The sequence below is a fragment of the Gilvimarinus agarilyticus genome (assembly GCF_000832015.1).
GTDB lineage: Bacteria > Pseudomonadota > Gammaproteobacteria > Pseudomonadales > Cellvibrionaceae > Gilvimarinus > Gilvimarinus agarilyticus.
This window is the reverse complement of the sequence record NZ_JXCJ01000001.1, coordinates 2,833,855-2,860,582: the sequence shown is the minus strand read 5'-3', so window position 1 is coordinate 2,860,582 and position 26,728 is coordinate 2,833,855. Positions and strand designations below refer to the sequence as shown.

27 protein-coding genes are annotated in these 26,728 nt (G+C 53.2%); 20 read left to right on the top strand and 7 right to left on the bottom strand.

The window, feature by feature from the left end:
* Nucleotides 1-2 precede the first annotated feature (2 nt).
* Together SD69_RS18155 and SD69_RS12350 are read left to right on the top strand one after the other, a co-directional pair.
* Nucleotides 3-497: a DUF6586 family protein gene (locus tag SD69_RS18155; RefSeq protein WP_052481123.1), complete on the top strand. Its 495-nt coding sequence runs from the start codon at nucleotides 3-5 to the stop codon at nucleotides 495-497.
* A 201-nt stretch (nucleotides 498-698) separates the two neighbouring features.
* Nucleotides 699-959 (top strand): hypothetical protein, encoded by a 261-nt coding sequence (locus SD69_RS12350; RefSeq protein WP_041523466.1) that lies wholly within the window; start codon nucleotides 699-701, stop codon nucleotides 957-959.
* A gap of 190 nt (nucleotides 960-1,149) precedes the next feature.
* Here SD69_RS12350 and SD69_RS12345 read toward each other — a convergent pair whose 3' ends face one another.
* Together SD69_RS12345 and lexA are read right to left on the bottom strand one after the other, a co-directional pair.
* Complete coding sequence (locus SD69_RS12345; protein WP_232301190.1) at nucleotides 1,150-1,560, bottom strand: hypothetical protein; 411 nt, start codon at nucleotides 1,558-1,560, stop codon at nucleotides 1,150-1,152.
* On the bottom strand, nucleotides 1,553-2,155 hold the full coding sequence (gene lexA, locus SD69_RS12340) for a transcriptional repressor LexA (protein ID WP_041523465.1): 603 nt from the start codon (nucleotides 2,153-2,155) through the stop codon (nucleotides 1,553-1,555). The genes SD69_RS12345 and lexA overlap by 8 nt, the downstream gene beginning before the upstream one ends.
* A 241-nt stretch (nucleotides 2,156-2,396) precedes the next feature.
* Here lexA and SD69_RS12335 point away from each other — a divergent pair, with 241 nt between their 5' ends.
* The 3 genes from SD69_RS12335 (at nucleotide 2,397) to SD69_RS12325 (ending at nucleotide 4,478) form a co-directional block, all read left to right on the top strand.
* On the top strand, nucleotides 2,397-3,527 hold the full coding sequence (locus SD69_RS12335) for a mechanosensitive ion channel family protein (RefSeq protein WP_052481122.1): 1,131 nt from the start codon (nucleotides 2,397-2,399) through the stop codon (nucleotides 3,525-3,527).
* Nucleotides 3,524-4,078, top strand: coding sequence for a hypoxanthine-guanine phosphoribosyltransferase (locus tag SD69_RS12330; RefSeq protein ID WP_052481121.1), 555 nt, complete (start codon nucleotides 3,524-3,526; stop codon nucleotides 4,076-4,078). Before SD69_RS12335 ends, SD69_RS12330 begins: the two co-directional genes overlap by 4 nt.
* Before the next feature lie 187 nt (nucleotides 4,079-4,265).
* Entirely contained in the window at nucleotides 4,266-4,478 is a 213-nt protein-coding gene (locus SD69_RS12325; protein WP_041523464.1) for a cold-shock protein, read from the top strand.
* A gap of 71 nt (nucleotides 4,479-4,549) precedes the next feature.
* Here SD69_RS12325 and SD69_RS12320 read toward each other — a convergent pair whose 3' ends face one another.
* Together SD69_RS12320 and mfd are read right to left on the bottom strand one after the other, a co-directional pair.
* Nucleotides 4,550-5,401: a CsiV family protein gene (locus SD69_RS12320; protein ID WP_041523463.1), complete on the bottom strand. Its 852-nt coding sequence runs from the start codon at nucleotides 5,399-5,401 to the stop codon at nucleotides 4,550-4,552.
* Between the two features lie 77 nt (nucleotides 5,402-5,478).
* Nucleotides 5,479-8,943 (bottom strand): transcription-repair coupling factor, encoded by a 3,465-nt coding sequence (gene mfd / locus SD69_RS12315; RefSeq protein ID WP_041523462.1) that lies wholly within the window; start codon nucleotides 8,941-8,943, stop codon nucleotides 5,479-5,481.
* 466 nt (nucleotides 8,944-9,409) lie between these two features.
* Between mfd and SD69_RS12305 the strand changes: the two genes are divergently transcribed.
* The 9 genes from SD69_RS12305 (at nucleotide 9,410) to sthA (ending at nucleotide 18,063) form a co-directional block, all read left to right on the top strand.
* Nucleotides 9,410-10,753: a Na(+)-translocating NADH-quinone reductase subunit A gene (locus tag SD69_RS12305; protein ID WP_041523460.1), complete on the top strand. Its 1,344-nt coding sequence runs from the start codon at nucleotides 9,410-9,412 to the stop codon at nucleotides 10,751-10,753.
* 3 nt (nucleotides 10,754-10,756) lie between these two features.
* A complete protein-coding gene (locus SD69_RS12300; RefSeq protein WP_041523459.1) occupies nucleotides 10,757-11,962 on the top strand; it encodes an NADH:ubiquinone reductase (Na(+)-transporting) subunit B in 1,206 nt (401 codons plus the stop codon).
* A complete protein-coding gene (locus SD69_RS12295; protein WP_041523458.1) occupies nucleotides 11,955-12,737 on the top strand; it encodes a Na(+)-translocating NADH-quinone reductase subunit C in 783 nt (260 codons plus the stop codon). Before SD69_RS12300 ends, SD69_RS12295 begins: the two co-directional genes overlap by 8 nt.
* A gap of 4 nt (nucleotides 12,738-12,741) precedes the next feature.
* Nucleotides 12,742-13,404: an NADH:ubiquinone reductase (Na(+)-transporting) subunit D gene (locus SD69_RS12290; RefSeq protein WP_041523457.1), complete on the top strand. Its 663-nt coding sequence runs from the start codon at nucleotides 12,742-12,744 to the stop codon at nucleotides 13,402-13,404.
* A gap of 2 nt (nucleotides 13,405-13,406) precedes the next feature.
* Nucleotides 13,407-14,015, top strand: coding sequence for an NADH:ubiquinone reductase (Na(+)-transporting) subunit E (nqrE, locus tag SD69_RS12285; RefSeq protein ID WP_041523456.1), 609 nt, complete (start codon nucleotides 13,407-13,409; stop codon nucleotides 14,013-14,015).
* 15 nt (nucleotides 14,016-14,030) lie between these two features.
* Nucleotides 14,031-15,251 carry an NADH:ubiquinone reductase (Na(+)-transporting) subunit F gene (gene nqrF / locus SD69_RS12280; RefSeq protein ID WP_041523455.1) on the top strand — a complete coding sequence of 407 codons (1,221 nt, stop codon included), beginning with the start codon at nucleotides 14,031-14,033 and terminating at the stop codon, nucleotides 15,249-15,251.
* 145 nt (nucleotides 15,252-15,396) lie between these two features.
* Nucleotides 15,397-16,314 carry an FAD:protein FMN transferase gene (locus tag SD69_RS12275; RefSeq protein WP_232301189.1) on the top strand — a complete coding sequence of 306 codons (918 nt, stop codon included), beginning with the start codon at nucleotides 15,397-15,399 and terminating at the stop codon, nucleotides 16,312-16,314.
* Nucleotides 16,315-16,347: 33 nt separating this feature from the next.
* A complete protein-coding gene (nqrM, locus tag SD69_RS12270; protein WP_041523453.1) occupies nucleotides 16,348-16,599 on the top strand; it encodes a (Na+)-NQR maturation NqrM in 252 nt (83 codons plus the stop codon).
* Nucleotides 16,600-16,665: 66 nt separating this feature from the next.
* Nucleotides 16,666-18,063 carry a Si-specific NAD(P)(+) transhydrogenase gene (sthA, locus tag SD69_RS12265; RefSeq protein WP_041523452.1) on the top strand — a complete coding sequence of 466 codons (1,398 nt, stop codon included), beginning with the start codon at nucleotides 16,666-16,668 and terminating at the stop codon, nucleotides 18,061-18,063.
* Nucleotides 18,064-18,157: 94 nt separating this feature from the next.
* Here the strand turns inward: sthA and SD69_RS12260 are convergent, their stop codons facing one another.
* On the bottom strand, nucleotides 18,158-18,463 hold the full coding sequence (locus SD69_RS12260) for a hypothetical protein (RefSeq protein WP_041523451.1): 306 nt from the start codon (nucleotides 18,461-18,463) through the stop codon (nucleotides 18,158-18,160).
* 30 nt (nucleotides 18,464-18,493) lie between these two features.
* Nucleotides 18,494-19,063: a PilZ domain-containing protein gene (locus tag SD69_RS18150; protein WP_052481120.1), complete on the bottom strand. Its 570-nt coding sequence runs from the start codon at nucleotides 19,061-19,063 to the stop codon at nucleotides 18,494-18,496.
* A 165-nt stretch (nucleotides 19,064-19,228) separates the two neighbouring features.
* On the opposite strand from SD69_RS18150, the gene SD69_RS12250 reads away from it, so the two are divergent.
* From SD69_RS12250 to SD69_RS12240, 3 genes are read left to right on the top strand one after another with little or no spacing between them, the layout of a single operon-like run.
* The gene (locus tag SD69_RS12250; RefSeq protein ID WP_041523450.1) at nucleotides 19,229-20,467 is read left to right on the top strand and encodes a lipoprotein-releasing ABC transporter permease subunit; all 1,239 of its coding nucleotides are present in this window, start codon (nucleotides 19,229-19,231) and stop codon (nucleotides 20,465-20,467) included.
* Nucleotides 20,460-21,179, top strand: coding sequence for a lipoprotein-releasing ABC transporter ATP-binding protein LolD (gene lolD, locus SD69_RS12245; protein WP_041523449.1), 720 nt, complete (start codon nucleotides 20,460-20,462; stop codon nucleotides 21,177-21,179). Before SD69_RS12250 ends, lolD begins: the two co-directional genes overlap by 8 nt.
* The gene (locus tag SD69_RS12240) at nucleotides 21,172-22,407 is read left to right on the top strand and encodes a lipoprotein-releasing ABC transporter permease subunit (RefSeq protein WP_041523448.1); all 1,236 of its coding nucleotides are present in this window, start codon (nucleotides 21,172-21,174) and stop codon (nucleotides 22,405-22,407) included. Before lolD ends, SD69_RS12240 begins: the two co-directional genes overlap by 8 nt.
* Nucleotides 22,408-22,449: 42 nt before the next feature.
* Here SD69_RS12240 and SD69_RS12235 read toward each other — a convergent pair whose 3' ends face one another.
* A complete protein-coding gene (locus SD69_RS12235) occupies nucleotides 22,450-22,977 on the bottom strand; it encodes a DUF2062 domain-containing protein (RefSeq protein WP_041523447.1) in 528 nt (175 codons plus the stop codon).
* A gap of 166 nt (nucleotides 22,978-23,143) precedes the next feature.
* Here SD69_RS12235 and SD69_RS12230 point away from each other — a divergent pair, with 166 nt between their 5' ends.
* The 3 genes from SD69_RS12230 to SD69_RS12220 all read left to right on the top strand — a co-directional run bounded on the left by SD69_RS12230 (nucleotide 23,144) and on the right by SD69_RS12220 (nucleotide 26,726).
* On the top strand, nucleotides 23,144-25,492 hold the full coding sequence (locus tag SD69_RS12230) for a DNA internalization-related competence protein ComEC/Rec2 (RefSeq protein WP_041523446.1): 2,349 nt from the start codon (nucleotides 23,144-23,146) through the stop codon (nucleotides 25,490-25,492).
* Nucleotides 25,493-25,663: 171 nt separating this feature from the next.
* Nucleotides 25,664-26,293 (top strand): MotA/TolQ/ExbB proton channel family protein, encoded by a 630-nt coding sequence (locus tag SD69_RS12225; RefSeq protein WP_041523445.1) that lies wholly within the window; start codon nucleotides 25,664-25,666, stop codon nucleotides 26,291-26,293.
* A 13-nt stretch (nucleotides 26,294-26,306) separates the two neighbouring features.
* Nucleotides 26,307-26,726 carry an ExbD/TolR family protein gene (locus SD69_RS12220; protein WP_041523444.1) on the top strand — a complete coding sequence of 140 codons (420 nt, stop codon included), beginning with the start codon at nucleotides 26,307-26,309 and terminating at the stop codon, nucleotides 26,724-26,726.
* The last annotated feature ends 2 nt before the right edge of the window (nucleotides 26,727-26,728 follow it).

Genomic DNA, 26,728 nt, shown 5'->3' with positions numbered 1-26,728 from the left:
CAATGGCATCGTTAGCGGCGCAGGTAAATCGCCGAATCGCCAGCGTGCGCGTTATTTTGGCTGAGCTGTCGGGTACAGAGCGAACCCCGTTTGCACAGCAGGCGCTGCTGGAATCCGGGGTGTTTCACCTCTACTGCGGGTACACCCATTATCTGCGCGAACTGTGCGCTTACTATGGTGTAAAGTCCGTGGCCACTATCAGCTCGGCTGCAGACGCGCTGGAAGCGCTTACGCGGCAGGATAAACAGCCCGCCGAAATCAGCGAGATTAACGAGTTGGCTGGCCAGCCAGACTCGTGGCTGAGCCAGTTGGCGGCCAATTATGAGGCATGTTGGGCCTCGGAGTCTGGCGCTGAGGTGGCTGCAGATAATTTGATTCAGGTTCATCAGTTGGACGAGCGGGCACTTGAATCGCTCAGCGAGACGCTACTGAAGCAGTGGCTGGGCCAGATGCAAGAGCTTGTGGAGCGACACCGGCAGTCCACTACGGAGTATTAATCCTTCTAACCTTACCCTAAAGCCCCTTGAGCCGTGGTTTGGCGCGACTAAACGGCGCCCATTAACGTGCCCTTACCTGGCCAATGCCCGCTTGCGCATTTAATGCTCAGGCTAAAAGTGGTAATATAGTGGCTTGTTACCGGGTTTAGATGTCTATTTTGATCAATTAAGTACCTGCGCTGTCGCTCAGGTGGAGACTCCATGTCAGCCTCTTTGTATGAAATTGTCGAGCTATCCAATGGCGATGTTGTACTGCAGCGCGCCGATGAGAACGGTGAGCCTCTGGTTAGTATTCGGTTCTCTGCAGAGTCTTTGTCATTTATGCGCGACGGTAAATTTGACGTCGCCAAAGCGATGATTGAAGCGGGTATGGAAGTAGCCGGAGACCTCGCCGACATGCCCCCGGAAGACTGGTCTGAAGAGAGCGATTCAGAGCTTTACGATAAGCCTACCTTGCACTAGCCCAGCCGCTGCTAATTAACACCATACTCCTGGGTGCCGCCTGACTCAGTTTGATCAGACCTTATGCCTGTATCCGCCTCAGGTACGATACCTTTCACTTTGCTCGTTAACTCAATCAGTTACGGTCTTTCTGGCCATTAGCTTGCTGCTCATGAATTTACGCTTGGCGTTGCCAGTAAATGTGTGTCGTTTATCGATAGCGCAAAATTAAGGCTTGGCAGTTTCCGGCGTAAGCGGCTTGCTCTAGGTAGCGCTCCTGGCCTTGACTTAGCAGGCCAGGGCTTGCAATCACGGTGTGGCTGTTACCCATCTCCAGGGCGTCCCAGGTCACCCACAGTTGTTGGTCTGCATCGCGGCAATGGATCTGACGCAGTCGGAGTGGGTCGATACCAAAGCTTATCAGCAGGGGCGCCGGGAGCGGCTCGGAGGTAATCCAGGTAAGCCACCGCTGGCTGTCTTGCCGGCATAGGTGCGCCACCATAGGCAGTATCATACTCCAGCTGCTGGAGGCTCCCTGCGCCAGTACCAGCTCGGTTAGGCCAACATTGCTATTGTTTGCTGGGGTGTTGTGTACGTGGGGCAAACTCTGAAAATTATTCACGGCGTATGACTCCTACACTTAAACCTTCGATGCTAAAGCTTTGGTCCCGCAGATCGACGTGGATAACGTCAAAGTCGGGGTTTTCTGGCCAGAGCTCTACCTGAGCCCGGTTACCTTCGCGCTTAAAGCGCTTAACGGTGACTTCATCCTCGATACGAGCCACGACAATCTGGCCGTTGTGCACTTGATCTGTGCGGTGGACCGCCAGCAGGTCGCCGTCAAGGATGCCGGCGTCTTTCATGCTCATACCCTGTACGCTCAGTAAATAGTGGGCTTGAGGACTAAAAAAGCTGGGGGGGATATCGCAGTAGTTCTCGATGTGCTCCTGCGCCAATATCGGGCTACCCGCCGCTACGCGGCCGACAATGGGAAGGCCCTCTTGTCCTTCGGGAAGCTTAATGCCGCGCGAGGCACCGGGGATAAGCTCGATAGCGCCTTTGCGTGCCAGTGCTTTAATGTGCTCTTCTGCTGCATTAGCCGACTTGTAGCCGAGCATGCGCGCAATTTCGGCGCGGGTGGGAGGATACCCGGTTTCATCGGAGTAGCTTTTTATAAGCTCAAGAACCTGCTGCTGGCGTGCCGTTAGGTTTTGCATGTCCCTTACCTTTGTGTTGGATGGCTGTGTACGCTAAAGCCGTCATCATTTATAGCCGTGACCATCGCGAATGAGTTCTATCGTCTCATGCACTGTTTGGCTGTACAGTATCTGTGATTATATACAGTTATAATTACTGTGCAAGCATCCAGTTGTTGGCAATAACATTTATTTCATCGGTTGGTTATACTTGCGGGCCAGTAATAGTCTTACAGCGCAGGTGTAATCAGGAGTGTTTTGGATGGAGCAATTGCAAGGGTGGTACAACGAGTTGGTAGATCACGAGCGTCTGTGGGTGCTTGAGGTCTTTGTCGTCGTATTGGTGACGTTAATTTTGGCATCGTTAGCGCGGGTTATTTTAAATTATCTGATGCGTCACGCTCATAAAACCCGTAATCGCTGGGACGATACCTTAGTGGAGGCCGGAATCCCGCCGTTGCGCTGTTTAATTTGGTTGGTGGGTTTGTGTCTGGCTGCGCAAATGGCGCAAAGCGCTACCCAGGAGTCGGTCCTGGATTTTGCCGATACCGTGCTGCAGGTGGGGGTGGTGGTGTTGTTAACCTGGTTTCTGGTGCGCCTGGTGAAATACGGAGAGCGCAACTTTCTCGAGCCGCCCGATGGTAAGCCGGCCGACCCAACCACCGTAATGGCGGTGGGCAAGCTTATGCGGATTGCGATTGTTATTACTTCGGCGTTAGTGCTGTTGCAGTCATTGGGTTACAGCATTTCAGGTGTATTGGCGTTCGGTGGTATCGGCGGTATAGCGGTCGGTTTTGCGGCAAAAGATTTGTTGGCTAACTTTTTTGGCGGGCTGATGATCTACATGGACCGGCCCTTTAAGGTGGGCGACTGGGTACGCTCACCCGATCAAAACATCGAAGGCACGGTTGAGGAGATCGGCCTGCGCTTAACTCGCATTCGCACTTTCGATAAGCGCCCACTTTATGTGCCCAATCAAACATTTACGCAAATCTCGGTGGAAAACCCCTCGCGCATGTTTAACCGCCGGATCTACGAAACAATTGGTGTGCGATATGAAGACGGCGACAAGGTGGCAGCGATTGTTGCCGATGTGAAGGCGATGCTGGAGTCTCATGACGAGATAGACGCCAGTCAAACCCTGATTGTGAATTTTAACGAGTTTGCCAATTCATCACTTAACTTCTTTGTTTACACCTTCACCAAGACGGTTAACTGGGTGCATTTTCACTCAGTTAAGCAAGATGTCTTGCTTAAAATAATGGCGATCGTCGAGCAGCACGGTGCGGAATGTGCCTTTCCGACACGTACGTTGCATATCCCCGATCAACTGCAAATGGTATCTGCCGAGGCTGCTGCAGAAGTCTCGCCAGCCGCGGGGGAGGAGCGGTGAGCCCGTTAGGCACAGACGCTCAGCGCTGGCAGGTTGATGGTGCTGAGTGCCTACTAGACGCCCGTACGATACGCGCCGCGACGGCCGAGCTCGGTGCCCGAATCAGTGCCGATTACAGCGGTTTGTCGCAGCCGTTGGTGGTACTGCTGATTATGAATGGTGCGGTAGTGTTTGGCGGTGATTTGCTGCCGGCGCTGGCGATTGATGTGGAGTTGGATTATGTCCATGCCAGCCGTTACCGCGATGATCAGGCAACTGACGGGCTCGTGTGGCAGCGCCACCCGCCAGAGTGGTTGCGTGGCCGGGAGGTGCTGTTGGTGGATGATATCTTAGACGCCGGCGCCACGCTTGCCGCTGTTACTGAGCGCTGCCTTGCTTTGGGGGCGGCAGGGGTTCGCTCGGCGGTGTTATTGCACAAACACACCGCTGCGCCAGCGGTGATTGCCGCCGACTATGTGGCCTTTGATATTAATGATCGATACGTTTATGGCTGGGGTATGGATTATCGCGGGCGGTTGCGTAACGCCCCCGGGGTATTTGCGCTGCCGTAAGGACGGCGATGTTCTGATTCACAACATTTAGGACTGCGTGTGGACAAAAACCACTCAATCGCGTAAAAAAGGTTTGGGCTTTTAGCTACGTTTTATTGCCTGTGGCAGCTGTTGGGGGTTGCCGGTGTGATCGTGCTAATGGCCCATTTGTATTGGAACAAGTACATAAAAATAAAAGAGGTTAGGTATGTCAGAACGATTGTCAGGAACGGTCAAGTGGTTTAACAATGCTCGTGGTTATGGCTTTATCACTCGGGGTGAGGGTAGTGAGGATGTGTTTGTTCACTATCGTAGCATTCGGGGTGAGGGTTACCGCTCACTGGCTGAGGGACAGAGCGTGTTATTTGCAGTACAGCAAGGCGAAAAAGGCTTGCAGGCTGACGACGTCGAAGTGTGTTAATACCGGGTGCGGTATCTGACAGGCAGATACCGCATATCTGCGCATTTTGGCAGCTTAACTACCTGACCCGCTCACAGTGCTTGGGGCGGCGTATAGGGCAGCACTTTAATCAGTACTCCCATTCTTGGGTGATCTAAAAAGTGCAGCTCGTCACTGCGCATTCGCCGCGTTTGCGCCATCGTAATAATCTCACGGGTCACATAAGGTGCGGCAAAAAAGTCGCCGAGAGCGCTATTTAAGTTTGTGTCATTAAATACCAGTGAGTTTGTCCCTGTGCCCGACTCCGAGAATGATCCACTACTTCTGCCAAAGAAATTATCGTCTTGCTCTGATTGGGCCTGTTGTGCGATGCGTTTTTGCGGTTGTTGCGGCAATAGTGGCCACTGGTTGCGGCTCTGCCCAGCGTTAGTTTGGAATTGGCTTACCCACAAGTTGGTTTTGATGTGCAGGTAGCGAGAAACATTGATATTAACGCTGCCCTCTAGCTCGTTATGCTCCCCATAGCTCTCGCCCCCGTAAACTAAAACGGAGGGCGCGCGATCTTCGCCCACCACGATTTGCCGCCACGCCTCGTGAAACAGCACGTTAAACCCTGGTTGCGCATTCAGGCGATCGCTCACAGAATTTAAATTGCGGGCGTCTCTTGGGAGTTTATAGAATGGCGTACGATCTAAGTCTACGGCCGCGTCTTCGGGCGCGGCTGCGTTGCCGATCTGTGTGGCCGGTGCATCTGGGTCGTAAAGCTGCTGCCAGTTAAGCGGATAGTTAAGCTCGATGTTTTTAGGCCATTGCTCGACGCTGTTTTGCGGCGGGCGACTGTAAACAATCATCTCTATTTGGTACCAGCCCTCAAAGGTCCCTTGGGCCACGCAGAGGTTGCCAGATAGCAGCAGGGCGATAAAAAGAGCGGCGCGTACTTTCATAACGTTTTAGGGTTCCGGTTGGTCAGGCTGCCTGTTGGTGGCAGCCTTGGGGATTTCTGGCCTGAGTCTAGCGTTTTTTACGCTTCGGTGTTAGCCGGCTTTAACAATCTCAATAAATCGTTGACATGCTCCAGGCGCGACTCGGCATCGGGCATGGGTAGCGTAAACTTGATGAGGTTGGCGCCCTCTAAGCGAAATACGTGTGGCTGTGTCTGTACCAGCTGCACAATGTTGTAGGGGTCAACGGTGGTTTCGGCGCTAAACTCGAGTTTGCCCCCGGTGGCCGACGCCTCGAGTTTTTTAATGCCAAGCTCAGCGGCTGTCAGTTTGATCTGTGTTACTTGCACTAAATTCTTAACGGGCTCTGGCAGCAAGCCAAAGCGGTCAATCATTTCCACTTGTAGCTCACGCAGGGACTCGGTACTGGTGGCTCCGGCGAGGCGTTTATACATTACCAGCCGCGAGTGCACGTCGGGTAAGTAATCGTCGGGAATCAGCGCCGGGATACGCAGGTTGACATCGGTGTTGTCTTCTAGCGGCTGATTGATGTTGGGCTCTTTGCCGGCACGCATGGCTTTTACCGCGCGATCAAGCATGTCCATGTAAAGCGAGAAGCCAACCGTGTGGATCTGACCGCTTTGCTCATCGCCCAATAGTTCACCTGCACCGCGAATTTCCATGTCATGGGTGGCCAGTGTAAAGCCGGCCCCCAGGTCTTCCGCCGCCGAGATTGCCTCCAGACGCTTGATCGAATCGGCCGTCATGGCGCGTCGCTCGGGAGTCAGCAAATAGGCGTACGCCTGATGGTGCGAGCGACCTACACGGCCGCGCAACTGGTGCAGTTGCGCCAGGCCAAATTTGTCGGCCCGATGAATAATAATGGTGTTTGCGCTGGGGATGTCGATACCGGTTTCGATAATGGTTGAACACACCATGACGTTAAAGCGCTTGTGGTAAAAGTCGGACATGACTTTTTCCAGCTCCCGCTCCCGCATCTGCCCGTGACCAATGCCTATGCGCGCCTCGGGGACTAGCTCTTGCAGGGCGCGAGCGGTGCGCTCGATGCTTTTTACTTCATTGTGCAGGTAATAGACCTGGCCACCGCGCAAAATCTCGCGCAATACAGCTTCTTTGATAGTGGCATTGTCGTGCTGCCGAACAAACGTTTTCACCGATAAGCGCCGGGCGGGTGGTGTGGCGATAATCGATAAATCGCGAATGCCGGCCATGGACATATTTAAGGTGCGCGGTATCGGAGTGGCGGTTAGGGTCAGGATGTCAATTTCAGCGCGGAGCTTTTTCAGTTGCTCTTTTTGGCGCACACCAAAGCGGTGTTCTTCGTCGATGATCAACAGCCCGATATCTTTGTATTTAATGTCGGGCTGAATTAATTTGTGGGTGCCCACAACGATGTCGACTTTACCCTCGGCGAGGCGTTCTTTTACGCTCTCGACCTCTTTGTTAGTGCGAAACCGGCTCATCACTTCAATAACAAACGGCCAGCTGGCAAAGCGGTCTTTGAGTGACTCATAGTGCTGTTGGGCGAGCAGGGTGGTGGGGGCCAATATGGCCACTTGCTTGCCAGCGTGGGCGGCGACAAACGCTGCGCGCATGGCCACCTCGGTTTTGCCAAAGCCAACGTCGCCGCACACCAGGCGATCCATGGGCTGGGGCGACAGCATGTCTTTGACGACCGCTTCGATGGCCAGCTGCTGGTCGGGGGTTTCTTCAAAGGGGAAGCCGGCCGCAAACGAGAGATAGTCGGCTTTGGGGTCAGCAAACGCCAAGCCCTTACGCGCGGCGCGCCGGGCGTAGATGTCGAGCAGTTCGGCGGCGGTGTCGCGTACTTGTTCAGCGGCTTTGCGTTTGGCTTTTTGCCAGGCCTCAGAGCCCAGCCGGTGTAGTGGTGCCATCTCTTCATCGGCGCCACTGTAGCGGCTAATCAGGTGCAAGCTGGTAACCGGTACGTACAGCTTGGCCTCTTCGGCGTATTCCAGCATTAAAAATTCGCTGGTGTCACCCTCAATGCTGATGGTTTCTAGCCCTCGGTAGCGCCCGACGCCGTGATCGATATGCACAACTGGCGCCCCGATTTTAAGTTCGGTCAGGTTCTTAACGACATTTTCGGCGTTATCTTGCCCCTGGCGTCGTCGACGGGTTTGCTGAATGCGTTCGCCAAAGAGCTGTGACTCGGCAATCAGGGCGAGGGCACCATCGGCGATAACCAGCCCCTGATCAATTCCGCCCACGGTAATGCCGATTCGTTCGTCAGAGTCGGCAAATGTCTGCCAGCTGTCGACCGTGGCCGGCTTTACCCGAATCCGCCCGAGCAGCTCAAGTAAGGTCTCCCGGCGCCCAGCGGACTCGGCGCAAAACAGCACCCGGCCGTTAAACTCTAGCAAAAATGCTTCGATGCTCGTGAGCGGGTTTTCGGCGTGGGCGTGGATAGGCAGCGACGGCGGTGTACGGGTGTTAAAGTTAAGCTGGCCGGCTTTGTTTTCAAGTTGTTCGGCGCTAATTTGGGTGCGACTCATACCTTTGAGGCCGGCAAACAGCTCTTCCTCGCGCAGGTAGATTTCCGGTGGTGCCAGCAGTGGCCGGGTTGGGTCGACACCTCGGGATTCGTAGCGGGCCCACAGCTCTTGTAAAAAGTGGCTGGCAGCGCCTTGTATATCGCCCAGAGTGTAGGCAATGGTGTTGCCTGGTAAAAAGTCGAATAGCGTACTGCTGTGGCTAAAAAACAACGGTAAGTAGTATTCAATGCCCGGCGGGGCAATGCCGTCGCTGACATCGCGGTATATGGAGCAAGCGCTCGGGTCTACATCAAAGCGCTGGTGCCACTGGTTTTTAAAATGGCTGATACCGCTTTTGTCCAGGGGGTATTCGCGCGCCGGCAGCAGTTCTAATTTGTCGATTTTGTCTAGGGTGAGCTGAGTATCCGGGTCAAACGTGCGGAGCGTGTCGATTTCGTCATCAAATAAATCGATCCGCAGTGGGCGGTCGCTGCCCATGGGGAAGATGTCGATCAGTGCGCCGCGCACGGCAAATTCGCCGTGCTCGTAAACGGTGTCTACCACCCGGTATCCGGCCTGAACCAGATTGTCACGCAGGGTGGCAAGATCCAGAGTCTCGCCTATCTTTAATAGCAGGCTGTTTTGCACCAGGTAATCTTTTGGCATCAGGCGCTGCAAGAGGCTTGTGACCGGAACTACCAGTATGCCGTGGTGGGTGTTTGGCAGGTGGTAAAGGGTGCGCAGCCGCTCCGAGATAATATCCTGGTGGGGCGAGATGCTATCGTAGGGGAGTGTTTCCCAGTCGGCCAAATGTAAAATATTGAGCTTCTCGCCGGCAAAAAAACGCAGCTCCACTTCCAGCCTTTGAGCGCTAGCGGTATCGCTGGTGATGGCGAGCGTTAGCCCCGAGTGGCGGTTGGCAGCACTGGCCAGCGCTAACGCCTGCGCCGAGCCGTAGAGTTGCCCCCAGTGGCGGCGTTCGCCCGGGCGGTCGGTCACTTCGGGGTGGCGAGGGTCAAATAAGGTCATAGCAGTCGATAGTGCGTATTAGTGTTGTCGGGGTGCGGTTGCTCCGTGCAGGCCGCAAATATAAGGCGGGCATTGTACCCGCTTTTACCCCTCTTGTAGGCGGCGCTCACGGCCTGCGCGCCGAGAATCCGTTGATTTAGGCAAAGATGCGCTAAAATTGTGCCACGACACTGGTCATTGGCAGCCCTGATCTTTATAATTGCCGCGATTTTTTAGTAGGTTCTGGTTTGTTATTTTGCGCCCAAATCCGCTTTCAGCTTTAAAGCTTAAGCCATATTTGGGCGATATTGCCTCAAATGCGGCGCCGGCGTTGGCTTCTGCCTGGTCGGGTGCGTCAAATCGGACTGAAACAATCAATAAACTTCAACTAATAGAAGTGGTTGGCGCACAGTCAACACAGCGACATTGCGACTCAGCGATTGAGTCGTGCTACTTATTAATCCAACGAGTGATTAGGCAGAGACGTATGATAAAGATTCGTCGGGGATTGGATTTACCTATATCCGGTGCACCCGAGCAGACGATCGCCGATGGGCCCGAGGCCCGCTCTGTGGCAGTCATCGGCCCAGATTATCACGGCATGAAGCCGACTATGGCCGTGGCCGTAGGCGATAAGGTTAAGCTCGGACAGCTGTTATTTACCGATAAAAAAACCGAAGGTGTGCGCTATACCGCGCCAGCTGCTGGTACAGTCGCGGCGATTCATCGCGGCGAGCGCCGGATGCTGCAGTCGGTTGTGATTGATGTTGAGGGCGATGAGTCCGAGACATTCTCCGCGTTAAGCGAGGCAGAGCTTAGCAGCGCCAGCGCTGAAACCGTGCGACAGCTACTGAACGAAGCCGGTTTGTGGACCGCGTTGCGCACCCGCCCATACAGCAAGGTTCCGGCTATCGACTCGGCGCCTCATGCGATTTTTGTCGCGGCGATGGATACCAATCCATTGGCAGCTGATCCGCAGGTTGTTCTGCAAGAGCGCGCGGATGATTTTATTAACGGTTTGAAGGTGTTAGCTCGCCTGACCGAGGGTAAAGTCTATGTCTCTAAAGCGCCGGGTGCCGATATCCCGGTAGCGAGCGGCGATCAATTCTCTGTCAACGAGTTCGCCGGTGTGCACCCAGCCGGTAATGTCGGCACCCATATTCATCATTTGGATGCCGTCAGTGCCACCAAAACCGTGTGGACCATCAATTATCAGGATGTTGCCGCTTTCGGTGCTTTTGCCGCTACCGGCCGTATCGATACCCGCCGTGTTGTTGCGCTGGCAGGCCCTGGCGTAAATGAACCACGCCTGTTACGCACCCGTGTGGGCGCCAGCCTTGAAGAGTTAACCGCCGGTCAGTTGAAAGGCGAGGGCAACCGCATTGTTTCGGGTTCGGTATTCGGCGGGCGCACCGCTCGTGGTCCTTACGCGTTCCTCGGCCGTTACCACACCCAAGTTAGTGTTTTGCCGGAGGGTGACGATCGCCCAATGCTGCACTACTTGCGCGCCGGTACTAACCTCTTCTCGGTGTTGAATATCTATCTGTCTAAGCTGACTCCCTCTAAGCGTTTTGCGTTTACCACCAGCACCAACGGTAGTGAGCGTGCGATGGTTCCCGTTGGTGCTTATGAAAAGGTAATGCCGCTTGATATCTTGCCTACCCAGTTGCTTCGTGCATTGGTTGTGGGTGATAGCGAGTCGGCGCAACAGCTTGGCTGTCTTGAGCTTGATGAAGAAGATTTGGCTCTGTGTACGTTTGTCTGCCCGGGTAAGTACGAGTACGGCCCAATCTTGCGCGACAATCTCACCTTGATCGAGCGGGAGGGTTAAGACATGAAAGCACTGCGTAATTTCCTCGATAAAATCGAGCCCAACTTTCATAAAGGTGGTAAGCACGAAAAATGGTACGCGCTGTATGAAGCCGTCGATACTATTTTTTACCGTCCGGCGGACGTGGCTAAAACCACATCTCACGTGCGTGACGGTATCGACCTGAAGCGTATTATGATCACTGTGTGGATGTGTACCTTCCCCGCAATGTTCTTTGGTATGTATAACGTCGGCCATAACGCCAATGTTATTCTGGCCGATATGGGCATGGCAGGTGCCGAGGGTTGGCGCATCGCGCTGATCTCATCGATTGCCGGCTTTGACCCCAATAGCATTTGGGACTGCCTGGTTCACGGCGCCGCTTACTTTCTGCCTATCTACGCTGTTGTCTTTATTGTGGGTGGCTTTTGGGAAGTACTGTTTGCCATGGTGCGGGGTCACGAAGTTAACGAAGGCTTCTTTGTTACCTCGGTACTGTTTGCCTTGATTTGTCCGCCCGATTTGCCGCTGCTGTATGCTGCACTCGGTATCAGCTTTGGTGTGGTGCTGGGCAAAGAGGTGTTTGGGGGCACAGGTAAAAACTTCTTAAATCCGGCTCTGACAGGCCGTGCATTTTTGTTCTTCGCCTACCCGGCCAGCATGTCTGGTGATACCGTCTGGACCGCTGTTGATGGCTACACCGGTGCAACCGCGCTGTCTGTAGTTGCGCAAAATGGCGTCGAAGCGCTTGAGGCACAATTGAGCTGGATGGACGCCTTCTTAGGCTTTATGCAGGGCAGTATCGGTGAAACCTCAACCCTGGCTATTTTTATCGGTGGTGCTGTGCTGCTGGTAATGGGGATTGCCTCGTGGCGTATTGTGGCCGGCGTTATGCTCGGTATGATTGCAACCAGTTTATTGTTTAACTTAACCGGGGATGCAAGTTCAAACCCCTCCATGGCAATGCCCTGGTACTGGCATATGGTTGTGGGTGGTTTTGCGTTCGGCATGATCTTTATGGCGACCGACCCGGTTTCTGCCTCTATGACCGATACCGGTAAGTACTGGTTTGGTGCTTTGATTGGCTTTATGGTGATTATTATTCGTGTGGTAAACCCAGCCTTCCCGGAAGGTATGATGTTGGCGATTTTGTTTGCTAACTTGTTTGCCCCGCTGATTGATTACCTCGTAGTTCGTGCAAATATCAAGCGGAGGTTGGCACGTGGCTAGTAATGATTCCATTAAGAAAACAATCACGGTAACGCTGTTGCTGTGTATTGTCTGCTCGGTGGTAGTGTCCACAGCAGCCGTACTTTTGCGCCCGGTGCAGGAAGTCAATAAATCGCTGGACTTTAAGCGTAATATTTTGGCTGCTGCCGGCCTGCTCGAGAAATCGGATAAAGCGAGCATCGAGAGCTTGTTTGAAGAGCGCGTGACCACACAAGTGGTTGATTTGGCGTCTGGCAAGTTCACCGATGCCGTTGACCCGGCTAATTATGATCAGCGTAAAGCCAGTAAAGATCCGGCTCGTTCTATCGATTTGAGCCCCGATGAAGACATCGCGAAAATCTCTCGCCGTGAAGAGTACGCCGTGGTGTACTTAATTGAAGGTGATTCAGGTCTGGAAACGTTGGTGTTACCCGTGCGTGGCTATGGCCTTTGGTCAACCTTGTACGGCTTTTTGGCGCTGGAGTCTGATTTAAACACCGTTAAAGGCTTTGGCTTTTATGAGCACGGTGAAACGCCGGGGCTTGGCGGTGAAGTGGATAACCCATCGTGGAAAGCTCAGTGGGAAGGCAAAGAAGTTTACGACAATGACGGCGAAGTTGAGCTGACGGTTGTAAAAGGCAAAGTTGACCCGCAGTCTCAAAATGCAGATCACCAGGTTGATGGTTTGTCAGGTGCAACCCTGACCAGCCGTGGCGTGGCGAATCTGGTTCATTTTTGGCTGGGCGAAGATGGCTATAAGCCTTTTCTGACCAACCTAAAGAACGGGGAGGCCTAAGATCATGAAAGTCAAAGAACTCTTATTTGCGCCGATTTTCTCCAATAACCCGATTGCATTGCAGATTTTGGGTATTTGTTCGGCACTGGCGGTTACGAGCAGCTTGGCTGTTACCGTGGTTATGTGTATTGCACTGACCTCGGTTGTGGCCTTTTCAAACCTGTTTGTTTCCTTGGTACGTAATCATGCCCCGGGCAGTATTCGTATCATTATTCAGATGACTATTATTGCCTCGCTGGTAATTGTGGTTGACCAGGTGCTAAAAGCGTACGCGTTTGAAATCAGTAAGCAGCTCTCTGTGTTTGTTGGTTTGATTATCACCAACTGTATCGTGATGGGCCGTGCCGAAGCATTCGCCATGAAAAACCCTCCGCTGCCAAGCTTTTTGGATGGTGTGGGTAATGGCTTGGGCTACAGCGCTATGTTGTTGGGCTTGGCGTTTATTCGCGAGCTGTTTGGTACCGGTAGCTTGTTTGGTACACAGGTGTTGCCACTTGCCACCGAAGGCGGTTGGTACATTCCAAACGGCTTGTTGCTGTTGCCGCCTAGTGCGTTCTTCCTGATTGGCTTGTTTATCTGGGCGATCCGTGTGTGGAAGAAAGACCAAATAGAGCAGCCCGATTATAAAATTGCGCCTAACACCAAGCCGCTAGCGAAGGAGGCCTGATCATGGAAGCGTATTTGAGCTTATTTGTTCGGTCGATTTTTATCGACAACATGGCCCTGGCGTTCTTCCTGGGTATGTGTACCTTGCTGGCTGTATCGAAAAAAATTGGTGCGGCGTTTGGTTTGGGTATTGCGGTAATTGTGGTGCAAACCATCACTGTACCGGTGAACAACTTGTTGTACACCTACGTACTGGCTGATGGTGCACTGGCCTGGGCCGGCTTGCCCGATGTTAACTTAAGCTTCTTGGGGCTTATTTCTTACATCGGTGTTATCGCCGCTCTGGTGCAGATCCTTGAAATGGTGCTGGATAAATATGTGCCCGCTCTTTACAACGCGCTGGGCGTGTTCTTGCCTCTTATTACCGTAAACTGTGCCATTTTAGGTGGCTCGCTGTTTATGGTGGAGCGCGATTACAACTTTGGCGAGAGTGTTGTATTTGGTGTTGGCTCTGGTGTGGGTTGGGCGTTAGCCATTACCGCGCTGGCCGGTATCCGTGAAAAGATGAAGTACAGTGATGTGCCCGAAGGGCTTCGCGGCCTGGGTATTACTTTTATTACCGTGGGCTTAATGTCGCTTGGCTTTATGTCATTCGGCGGCATTGATCTGTAATCAGCGAGGATTCACATGAACGAAATTATACTTGGCGTAGCCATGTTCACGATCATCGTGCTTGTGTTGGTGGTTGTGATTTTGAGCGCGCGTGCAAAGTTGGTATCGAGCGGTGATGTCACCATCGATATCAACGGCGAGAAAAAACTCACTGTTCCTGCGGGTGGCAAACTGTTGCAGACGCTGTCTGGAGCGGGCTTGTTCTTGCCGTCGGCCTGTGGCGGTGGCGGCACTTGTGCGCAGTGTGCCTGTGTTGTATCGGATGGCGGTGGCTCTATGCTGCCGACCGAAGAGAGCCATTTTACCAAGCGTCAAGCGGCAGAAGGCTGGCGTTTATCCTGTCAAACTCCGGTTAAACAGGATATGGTCGTAGAGGTACCGGAAGACGTATTTGGTGTTAAGCAGTGGGAGTGTACCGTTGAGTCGAACCCCAATGTGGCAACCTTTATTAAAGAGCTAACCTTAAAGCTGCCCGAGGGGGAGAACGTAGATTTCCGCGCTGGCGGCTATGTACAGCTTGAGTGTCCCGCGTATCATATTAAGTTCTCTGATTTTGATATCGAAGAGCAGTTCCGTGCTGACTGGGAGCGCTTTGGATTCTTTAACTTAGAAACCAAAAATGCCGAGCCTGTGCAGCGCGCTTACTCGATGGCGAACTATCCGGAAGAGCGTGGTCTGGTTAAGTTTAATATCCGTATTGCGACACCGCCTCCGGGCTCTAAAGACATTCAGCCAGGCATCATGTCCTCGTATGTCTTTAATTTAAAGCCGGGTGACAAAATCACAGTGTTTGGCCCCTTTGGTGAGTTCTTTGCTAAAGATACCGAGGCTGAGATGGTGTTTGTGGGTGGTGGTGCCGGTATGGCGCCAATGCGCTCGCACATTTTTGACCAGCTTAAGCGTCTTAACTCTAAGCGTAAGATCTCTTTCTGGTACGGGGCGCGTTCTCTAAAAGAGCTGTTTTACCAGGATGAATACGACATGCTTGCCGAGGAGAACGACAACTTCACTTGGCACGTTGCCATGTCGGACCCGCAGCCAGAAGATAACTGGGAAGGTTTGACTGGGTTTATTCATAACGTATTGTATGAAGAGTACCTAAAAGACCACCCCGCTCCAGAGGATTGTGAGTTCTACATGTGTGGGCCGCCAATGATGAACGCAGCGGTTATTAAGTTGCTACATGATTTGGGCGTTGAAGATGAAAACATTATGCTGGATGACTTTGGTGGGTAAACGCAACATACCAATGCCTGACATAATGATAATAAAAAAGAGGCTGACATTTCTGTCAGCCTCTTTTTTGTTTTTGTGTCTGCTAATAAGTGGTTGCTCGCCCAGTGGTACAGAGCGTCCGAACGTAAAGTTTTCGGGCGGCACCATGGGCACGCATTATCATATTACCGTGGTGGGGCCGGAGTCCGGTGACTTTGATATTAACGTGGAGGCTTTGCAGGAGGCTGTCGAAGAGCAACTGGTAGAGATTAACCAGATGATGTCGACTTACATTGATGACTCCGAGCTGATGCAATTCAATCGCGCCCCAGTGAATGAGTGGGTAGAGCTCTCAGAGCCCGTTATGGAAGTCTTGACCATCAGTGAAGACATCAGTCAGCGCTCTCGCGGGGCGTTTGATATTACGGTAGGCCCGCTGGTTAATCTTTGGGGATTTGGGCCCGAAATGCAGCCCGAGCAAGTCCCGGATGATGAGGCTTTGGCGGCCGCTTTGGCGCGTACTGGCCACACATTTTTGCAGCTTGATGTTAACCGGGCTCGGCGCACCAACAATATAAGTGTCGATTTGTCGGCCGTTGCGAAGGGATATGGTGTCGACCAGTTAGTTGATTTTTTAGTCAATCGTGGCTTTCACAACTTTATGGTCGAGATAGGGGGTGAAGTGCGAGTGATTGGTGATAGCCCGCGCAGTACGCCCTGGCGCATTGCCATCGAGCAACCGTCGGTGCTGGCCGGAGGCGCCAGGCTCGCCCTCAATATCGATAATCATGCGGTGGCGACCTCGGGAGATTACCGCAACTATTTTGAAGTCGACGGTGTGCGTTACTCGCATACTATTGATCCCACGACCGGTCGGCCAATTAGGCATAACCTAGCGTCGGTGACGGTAGTGGCTGAGACCGCAGCCCGCGCCGATGCCTGGGCAACGGCGTTGAATGTACTGGGCCCGGAAAAGGGTATGGCGCTGGCCAACGCCGAGCAACTCGCCGTGTACATGATTGTCAAAGAAGGCGACGGCTTTACCGACACTCAATCGGTTACGTTTTCACAGTTGTTGCAGTAGCGCTTAGCAGCTGCAGCACAGGAGGGTACAACGATGGCAGTATTTTTAGTGGTTTTATTGGTAATGCTTACCGTAGTGGTTGGCATGTCTGTGGGTGTGATTTGCGGGCGTAAGCCCTTGACCGGCTCTTGTGGTGGTGTGGGTAAAGCGCTGGGGGAAAAAGATTACAGTTGTGAGCTGTGCGGTGGCGACGAACAAAAGTGCGAAAGCCTTAAAAACGGCGTAAGCTCTACGACTGCGACAGATTTAGCTGTAGATGCGACGGCCAAAAAGCCGCGTGATTAACCTGTAGGATGTACTTGGCAACTGTTGCCGAGTACATCATGCGAAGTAGGGAAGTGGGGGCTTATTGTGGCGACATATACATACGACGTAGTAATTATTGGTTCTGGGCCGGCGGGCGAAAGTGCTGCTATGGCATCGGCTAAAGCGGGCAAAAGGGTAGCGGTTATCGAGGGCCGGGGCTTGGTTGGAGGAAACTGTGCTCATAAAGGGACTATTCCTTCTAAGTCTTTGCGGCATGCGGTTAAGCAGATCATTCAGTTCAAAACCAGTAACCTATTTCGTGAAAACGGCGAGAGTTGGCGTATCACCTACCCGCGGGTGCTGGCGGCGGCAAACCAAGTTATCCCAAAGCAGGTGGAGTTACACACCGATTTTTACGTGCGCAATCGGGTGGCGGTGTTTTCGGGCTTCGCCTCCTTCTTGGACGCCAATACTGTCGAAGTGAAGTTTAGCGAAGGCTCTACTGAAACCATCCGAGCCGAACATTTTATTATTGCCACCGGCTCACGCCCCTATCAACCGGCTGATGTAGACTTTACTCACCCGCGTATTTACGACTCTGACTCGATACTGGAGATGAAACACACCCCGCGCCATATCTTAATTTATGGCGCCGGCGTTATCGGTTGTGAATACGCATCGATCTTTTCGGGCCTGGGCGTAAAGGTTGATTTGATTAATAGTCGCGACAGGTTGTTATCGTTTTTGGATGATGAGATCTCCGACGCGTTGAGTTATCACTTGCGAGATAATGGTGTGCGGGTTCGCCACAGCGAGACCTACGAGAAGATCGAAGCGACTGATCGCGGGGTGACACTTTATTTGCAGTCGGGTAAACGCATTAAAGCTGATGCCTTACTCTGGTGTAATGGCCGCAGTGGTAATACCGATCAGCTTAATCTTGACGCCATTGATCTGGCGCCTGATCACCGCGGTAATCTTACTGTTAATGAACAGTACCAAACCGATGTTGAGAATGTTTACGCGGTAGGTGATGTGGTTGGCTGGCCGAGTCTTGCCAGTGCCTCTTACGATCAGGGGCGGGCTCTGGCAGCGGTGATCTTGGGCGAGCCGGCGAATGATGTGAGTGAAGTCCCTACCGGCATTTATACCTTGCCCGAGATTAGCTCGGTGGGTAAAACAGAGCGCGAGCTAACTGAGGCACGCATTCCGTACGAGGTTGGCCGCTGCCTGTTTAAAAATACCGCACGTGGGCAAATTAGTGGCGAAGATGTGGGGATGCTGAAGTTGCTGTTTCACGTCGATACGGGTGCGTTGCTGGGTGTACATTGTTTTGGTGCCGAAGCCGCCGAGATTATTCACATCGGGCAAGCGATCATGAGTCAGCCGGGCGAGAACAACAATATCAGTTTCTTTTTAAACACCACGTTCAACTATCCCACTATGGCTGAGGCGTATCGATTGGCAGCGCTTGACGGTACTAATCGGATCAATCGTCAGTAACGACACGTATCTCTGTCATAAAAAAGGCCACCTCGTTAGGTGGCCTTTTTTTGATGGTAGGCTGCACAGGCACCTTTTTAAGGTGCTGCCGACTTTATGGTGTGGAGCCGGCGCCCGTTACCTTGGGGGTAAACTTGATCACTGAATGCACTACGCGGTCACTCTCAAAGTAAACAACAAAGTCGCTGTAGGTCCAGGTGTAAATGGGTGGCTCGCCAACCGGCCCTTGCTGTGTCATGGGTTCGCCGTACTTGGTTTTTACGTGGGCTTTGGTGGTGCCTGTAGTGGGTGTAGAAATGAACTCTCCCGATTTTTCCTGCTGCCCAACTGGGATGCGTACCGTTTCGGCATGTGACTGAAAAGCGAAGAGCACTAGCAATGTGGCGATAGCAAATTTCATGGAAGGTCCTAAATAGGGTGCCGCGTCGGTTTAAGGTGTCGGTTGTTGTGGTTTTTGCCGTGCCGAGGCCATTTGTGCCCGCATAATGTGCTGGCTTATTTGTTGTCGCTCGGCCGCATTCATATAGGTAAATTCTGCCGTAATCTGGCAGCCATTACCGCGATCCGGTTCACATCGAATAACCTGCGCGTGCAGGGCGATGGCCATTAACGGCGTGTCAAAGCTCAGCATTAATGCGAGCCACTGTTGTTCGGCCAAGGGTGTGGGGTGAGTAAACTGGATTCCGCCCTCACTAAGCTCGATGCTCTGGCTGGTGTTTCGCTCCGCAATTTGGCTGTTTAAGCAAAACTGTGCCAGTGTATCGATTTTACGGGTGAGGATGCTTAAGTAGTCGCCCAAAGCCCGGTCGGAATCTTTGATTTGTTGTTGCAGTTGACTGCCATCTAAATCCAGCCGTTTGAGTTCGGCCATCGTGTGTAATATAGGGCTGGCGGTAAAGTGCGATGAGGCGTCGGCGTTTGCCTCTGGCCGCCGTGCTAGTACATTGAGCTCTACGTTGGAGCTTACCGTTAGGCGAAAGTAACCTCGTCGTTCGTCCATAGTACTCCCGAACCTCAAAAGAAGGTTTAGCTGTTATTAGCCAACAATACCACACCCGCCTTTTGACAGCACTAGGCATGGTTTTCGTGGCTCACGTGTATTGCCTAAGGGCGATGCTTCGTCGCCGCTCTTGTAGTCCACAGGGCATTGGGGTTAAATGCGCAGATGTTAAAAATCATCCCTCTGGCCATTGGTTTACGGTATATCCGTGCTAAACGCCGCAATCAGTTTATCTCGTTTGTCAGTGGCTTTTCGCTGCTGGGAATGGCGTTGGGTGTGATGGCGCTTATTGTCGTAATGTCGGTGATGAACGGCTTTGACCGCGAAATGAAGCAGCGTTTGTTACGAGTCATCCCCCACGGTTTTGTTACCCAAGAGCCCTCCATGAAAAACTGGCCAGTGCTTCGGGAGCAGCTCTTAAGCAATACCGATATTTTGGCCGCTGCACCATTTGTGGAAGGTTTTGCGCTGGCGGGCTTTCAGTCACAGGTTCAGGGGGTTCAGGTTTCCGGTGTAGATCCCGAGCTACAAGGCGGCGTATCGGCGGTGGTTGATAATATGCTGGTTGGCGAGTTGGCAGATTTGCAGGCCGGCCAGTTTGGCATTGTTTTGGGGGCGGTTTTGGCTCGGCAGTTACGGGTGATCACTGGCGATAAACTGACTTTAACGCTGCCTGAAATTTCCATTACCCCGGCAGGTGTCTACCCTAGAGTAAAACGCTTTACCGTGGTGGGTGTGTTTGAGGTGAACGCGCCGGTGGATCAGGAGCTGGCACTCATTCATATACGCGATGCTGAAAAGCTATACCGCATTCAGGCACCTATGGGGCTGCAATTAAAATTTAGCGATATCTATGAGGCGGGCGCCATTACCAGCCGGCTGCGTCAAACATTGGGGGACGATTACCAGTGGCGGGACTGGAGCCAAACTCAAGGCAGCTTGTTTCAGGCGGTTAAGATGGAAAAGGTCGTCATTGGGGTGTTACTTAGCATCATCATTGCCGTCGCCGCTTTTAATATTGTTTCGAGCTTAGTGCTTATGGTGGCTGATAAACGCTCTGATATCGCCGTGCTGCGCACGCTAGGCTTAAATGCCCGTCAAATTATGGGTATTTTTATTGTGCAGGGTTGTGGCGTTGGCGTTATTGGCACCGCGGTGGGGGCTATTAGCGGTATTCTCTTAGCCCTTTACATTAGCCCCATTGTCGCCTTTTTTGAGTCACTCACCGGGCGGCAGGTGTTTGATGCCAACATTTACTTTATTAGTCATCTGCCTTCACATTTGCAATGGTCCGATGTCGGCATGATCTGCTCGCTGGCGCTGTTGTTAAGTTTACTGGCAACGCTTTATCCCGCTTGGCGGGCCGCTCGAATCCAACCTGCAGAGGCCCTGCGCTATGAATAACCCATCTCCCCCGGCGGCTGTGTTGCAATGCCAGGCTGTTACTAAGGCTTACACTCAGGGGCCCCAAGCGATCAGCGTGCTGCGCGATATTGAGTTACAAGTGATGCCGGGCGAGCGGGTGGCTATTATCGGTGCGTCTGGCTCAGGTAAGTCCACACTGCTTAATATATTGGGCGGTTTAGATTTGGCGGACTCGGGGGAGGTGACGGTTGCCGGGCAAGCGCTGTCGCGTTTAAGTGCCGATGGCCGGGGTAAATTACGCAACCGCTCACTGGGGTTCGTCTATCAGTTTCATCACTTGTTGGCCGAGTTTACCGCCTTAGAAAATGTCGCTATGCCACTGTTAATTGGCAAGCTCGATAGCGCCACAGCAAATGCTCGGGCCCGGGAGATGCTGGCGCAAGTCGGTCTCGCATCGCGCACCAGTCACAAGCCGTCGGAGCTTTCAGGCGGCGAGCGTCAGCGAGTGGCTATTGCCCGGGCGCTGGTTACCGAGCCCGCCTGTGTGCTGATGGATGAGCCTACCGGTAATTTGGATGCGCATTCAGCCGCGGACATTCAGGCGCTTATGCTGGATTTAAATCAGCGCATCGGAACCAGTTTTGTGGTGGTGACGCACGATTTGACACTGGCCAGTAAAATGGATCGCACCTTAACGCTGGCTGACGGCCAGCTTAGCGAATACAACGCTCAGGGGCCGACGGGTGTTTAATCGTTTTACGTTAACTTTGGGGCGGCGCTACGCGACGTCGCGTCAGGGCAGTCATCTGGTGAGCTTTATCTCCCGGATGTCGGTGATTGGGCTGGTTATCTCGGTGGCGCTGCTTATTTTAGTGATGGCGATCATGAACGGCTTTGATCGCGAGTTGCGCGAGCGCATTTTGCAGGTGATGCCCCAGGGCACACTTTACAGTCGTGAGGGAATTGCCGAACCTAGCCAACTGATGCAGCAGGCGATGCAACACCCCGAAGTTCTGGCTGCGGCGCCGTTTGTGAGCGTGCAGGGCTTATTAGCAAAAGGTAAACGCGTGGCGCCGGCCGGTGTGTTTGGTGTGGTGCCCGAGCTTGAGGTCAAAGCATCGGGGGTTGATCAATACCTTAGTGAAGGCCGCCTGGCTGAGCTTAGCGATAATACCCACGGGGTTATTGTGGGCAGTACCTTAGCCGAAAGCCTTGGGGCCGGGGTAGGCGATAAACTCTCGCTGATTATTCCCCGCGCCGGCGATGGCCGAAGTAGCCCCAGTATCTGGGCTCTAGAGGTGATTGATATACTGGTTACCGGCACCGAGATTGATAACAATTTGGCACTTATGAACTTAACGGCCGCCTCTAACTTAACCGCGTACCCCGGGCGAGTGAGTGGTGTGCGGTTGAAGTTGCAAGATTTGTTTCGAGCGCCCACCACCATGTACGAAATTACAGCCTCATTGCCCTCGGGCATTTATGGTCGGGATTGGACGCGTAGCCACGGTAATTTGTATCAAGCGATACATATGTCGAAAAAGCTGGTGGCGCTACTTTTGTTACTGCTGATTGGCATTGCAGCCTTTAACCTGGTAACCACCCTGATAATGGTGGTAGTGGATAAAGAAGGGGATATTGCTATTTTGCGCACTCAGGGCGCGACCAGTGCCGAGATTATAGGTATTTTCTTGATTCAGGGCGGCTATATCGGGATCACCGGTACGTTTATCGGGGTATTGCTCGGGGTTGTTTTTTCTTATTCGGTTACGGCTGCTGTGGCCGGGCTCGAGCGGTTAATAGGTTTTCAGTTCTTACATTCGGACGTATATCCGGTGAGCTATTTGCCCGCCCAATTGTTATTCAGTGATTTGGTGTACATTGCCAGTGCAGCGTTGGTATTGAGTTTTGTCGCTAGTATTTATCCTGCCTGGCGCGCGGCCCGTGTACCACCCGCTGAGGCGCTAAGGCACGAGTAAGGTATGTGAGTTGACGTCCGGGTAGCGAAAAGAGATTCTTGTTTATTCGGCGCGTTTCAAACGTTCTTTGCGACGTTTGTTCCAGCTGCGGGTGACGTGCCAGCGCCAGAATATTTGCATGGTGATGTAACCCAGCCCGCCAAAAACAAACCCTGTTAGTACCGAGCCCAACAGTAATGGTTTCCAGACCAGCGCAAACTCCTCCGCCAGCCACGCCCAGGATAGCTCAGTGGGCGCGGTAACTTTTGGTGATTCCAGTATCCAGCGGCCCAATTGGTAAGTCGCGAAAAATATCGGCGAGATGGTTAAGGGGTTAGTAATCCACACCAGCGTCATCGTAATAGGCAGATTACAGCGAACCCAAAGTGCGCATAGGGCGGCAAGCGCCATTTGCCCGGGCAGAGGCAAAAACGCGAGAAAAATGCCAAAGAAAAACGCCAGCGACACCGAGTGCCGATTTAAATGAAACAGGTTGGGGTCGTGCAGTAGATCACCCAAAAACTGTAGAGCTGGCTTGTCCTTTACCGTGGTGGCGTCGGGTAAAAAACGTCTGATTATCTTACGCGCCATCTGGATAGTCACACTACGACTGCTAAGAAAGAGGGCATATTATGCCCACAAAAGCCCGACTTAACCACGTCTAAGGGGGCTTAAGTCGCTCTTTGAGTTTTACAGGCTGCTACACTGGCAGATAAGCATAAGATAAATCAAGGATGAACTGCCACACAGGGACGATATGTACCGCTCACTTCTTGCGTTAATTACCGGTATAACGCTGCCAGGTTTTTTACCTGCCTTACTTCCTATGGGCGCCGTGATGGGTGTTGCTGTGAGCTTATGGGTTGGGTGGCTGGTGTTGCATCGGCGCAGTAGGCGCAAGTGGCTCGCAGTATGGGCGTTGTTTGCGCTGTTTGCAGTGGGGATCACTTGGGGCAGCTACACGCTACATGTCTTGGTCGACAATCAGCTGCCCGCCTCTCTTGAGGGAGAAGATATTGCGCTGCAAGGGGTAATCACTACGCCACCTCAGCACTTTGACGGGCGGGTGCGACTGCTGCTGGAGCCAGCCCCTGTGGTTGAGGCGCGCTCGCCGTTACCTCAAAAAATACAAATTAGTTGGTACCGGCCGCCGGGTTGGGCCTATAGCCTCGGCGCGGGCGATACAGTGGCCTTTACCGTGCGGCTAAAGCGCCCGCGCAGCTTTGTTAACCCCAGCGGTTTTGATTACAAATTGTGGCAGTTGCGCCGCGGCGTCGGGGCCGTGGGGTATGTTCGGCAGGACAAAAACAATAGGCTCGTCGCCCAAGGGCAGTCTCGCGGTGCCGGCGCCGCGCTTGTCGCGTGGTTGGAGCACGAAAACCCCGTTAACCATGCCTTGATCTCGGCACTACTGTTGGGCGAACGGAGCAGTTTATCCGAAGCTCAGCGCCGGTTATTGCAAGTGACCGGTACTAGCCACTTAATTGCGATCTCCGGGCTGCATATCGGCCTGGCAGCGGCGCTGGGTTACTTGCTAGGGCTTGGGCTGGGTAAATTATTGGCGGCTGTGATTCCTTTGCGAGCACATCTATTGGGTTTTGCCTGCGCCGCTTTTTGCGCCTGGAGCTACAGTGCTCTGGCCGGGTTCAGCCTGCCTACCCAGCGGGCGCTGGCGATGTTGTTGATGCTGTACGTGAGCCGCTTGAGCGCCAGGCATTGCGGTGGCGGTGTGATATTAATGGTGGCGGCCCTGGTGGTTTGCACACTCGACCCGCTAAGCCTGCGCGATGCGGGCTTTTGGCTCTCCTTTTTAGCGGTAGCGGCCTTGATCTTGGTGTACGACGGCGCTCTGGCACCGGTCAGCCGATGGCAGGGGGTATGGCTACCGCAGCTGGTTGTCTTTATTGCCCTATTGTTGCCTTTAGGGGTGTTTTTTGGGCAGGTTTCTCTGGTGTCTCCCCTGGCTAATGTGGTGGCGATCCCACTGATAAGTTTATTGGCTGTACCGTTGATTTTTGCCGCTGCGCTTGTCAGCTGGGTTAATACCTCGCTGGCGGGCGGTTTACTATGGCTGGCAGATCGAGCGTTAGACGGGCTCTGGTGGTGGCTGCAGTGGTTCGCTCGCGCGCAGGCAGATTACGGCTGGCCAGTCAGTGTCGCCTGGTCGCCGCAGCCACTGACGCTCGGGTTGGTCGCTCTCAGTGCCCTTGGTTTGTTGCTGCCCCAAGCGCTCGGTTTGCGTAGTGTTAGTGTCGCCTGTTTGCTGATGGCATTGCTGCTCCCCAGGCCCCAGCCACCCGAATTAGCGGTAACGGTGATGGATGTGGGGCAGGGCCTGGCTGTGGTGGTGAGGGCCGCCGAGCAGACGTTGGTGTACGACACCGGCCCCCACTACAGCGACAGTTTTGATGCCGGAGCCGATATCATCGCGCCATGGCTACAGTCGCAGAGTGTGAAGCGCATAGATGCTTTAGTGGTATCCCACGCCCATGCGGATCATGCCGGCGGTGCCGCTGGGCTGTTATCGCTACTGCCAAGCTCGCGGGTCTATTTGGGCGAGCCTGTATCAACGATTGCTCGTGATGGTTGGCCTCAGCAGCGCTCCTGCCACACGCCCGATGACACTGGTGCACGCGCGCAATCCTGGCGTTGGGGTGAGCTAGAGGTAAATCAGATAAGCCTGCCGGGCCAGAGAGGCTCAGAAGGTAATAGTGCCTCGTGTGTTGTGCTCTTAAGGTACCGCAATCAAACGTTGCTATTACCGGGTGACCTAGAGCAGCCGATGGAGCCTGCGCTTATCGAGAATTTAGCGGCGATAGGAGTAACGCACTTAGATGTATTGATAGCGCCGCACCACGGCAGTAAAAGCTCATCGAGTGCCGAGTTTGTGGCCGCGCTTACGCCACGTGCGGTCGTGTTCAGTGCCGGCTTTAATAATCGTCATGGACACCCTCATGAAAAAGTGTTGCAGCGCTACCGCGAGGTGGGTTCGGACATATTTAACACCGCCTACGACGGCGCGGTTAGCTTTACGAGCGACGCGTCGGGTAATTTGCAAGCGCAGCGTTTGCGGCGCGAGCAGAGGCGACCCTGGCGTGACCCATAAGCCTTGGCAACAGGTCACATAAGCGCTAAGCCGGCTAACCCTAACGCGCGCAACTGTGGTAGTGTACAGCGTTTTTAATAGCCACTAAAATTGTGCCACAACCTAGGCATAATCAGCGTAGGCACCCAAAAAGTAGCCCCGCCAAGGGTTCATATAAAGAGGAAACCTCCTGTGTTTGAAGTGATTGCTGCCGGTGGCTGGTTAATGTTGCCGCTTGTACTTTGTTCTATTGCTGTATTGGCCATCAGTGCTGAGCGTTATTGGAGTCTCAATCCGGCTAAAATTGCGCCGCGGCATTTGTTGGCTCAGGTTTGGGGTTGGATTAAAAATAACCAGCTGGACGCGGCCAAATTAAAAGAACTAAAACAATCCTCACCACTGGGCGAGATTTTGTCAGCGGGTTTGAGTAACTCAAAGCATGGCCGCGAAGTCATGAAAGACAGTATTCAGGAGGCCGCGAACAAGGTCATTCACGAGATGGAGCGCTTTATTGGCGTGTTGGGTACCATTGCTGCCATCACACCGCTACTGGGGTTGTTGGGCACGGTCTTTGGCATGATTGAAGTGTTTAACGCCATTATGATTAAAGGCACCGGCAATGCCGGAGTGTTGGCCGGTGGTATTTCGCAGGCACTGATCACCACGGCGGCCGGTTTGTGTGTCGCTATTCCGGCAATGATTTTTCACCGCTTCTTTCAACGTCGTATCGATTCGCTCGTGGTTACCATGGAAGAAGAGGCCATTAAGTTGGTCGATGCCTTGCACAGCGATCGTCGGGTCGATGTGAAAGTAAAGAAGTAAGCGGAGGCTGCCTGTGCAATTTCGTCGTCAAGCCCGCGAAGAAGACAGCATTAACTTAACGCCACTGATTGACGTGGTGTTTTTGCTGCTGATCTTTTTTATGGTTTCTACTACTTTTACCAAAGAAACGCATTTAGAAATTGATTTACCTGAGGCCGTTGGAGAAGCGGCCAGCAATGCCGATGACCCGTTGGAAATCATTATTAACGCCGCCGGAGAATACGCGGTCAACGGACAGAGCCTCGTCAATAATAAAGCCGCGACACTGCGCTCGGCGCTGAATGAGGTTGGCGCGGGTGATACGTCGCGTGCGCTGATTATTACCGCCGATGCTAATGCGCCTCATCAGTATGTGGTGCGGGCAATGGACAGTGCCGGGCAGCTGGGTTTTGCTAACATGAGTATCACCACGCGCCACCCGGAGGCTGAGTAGTT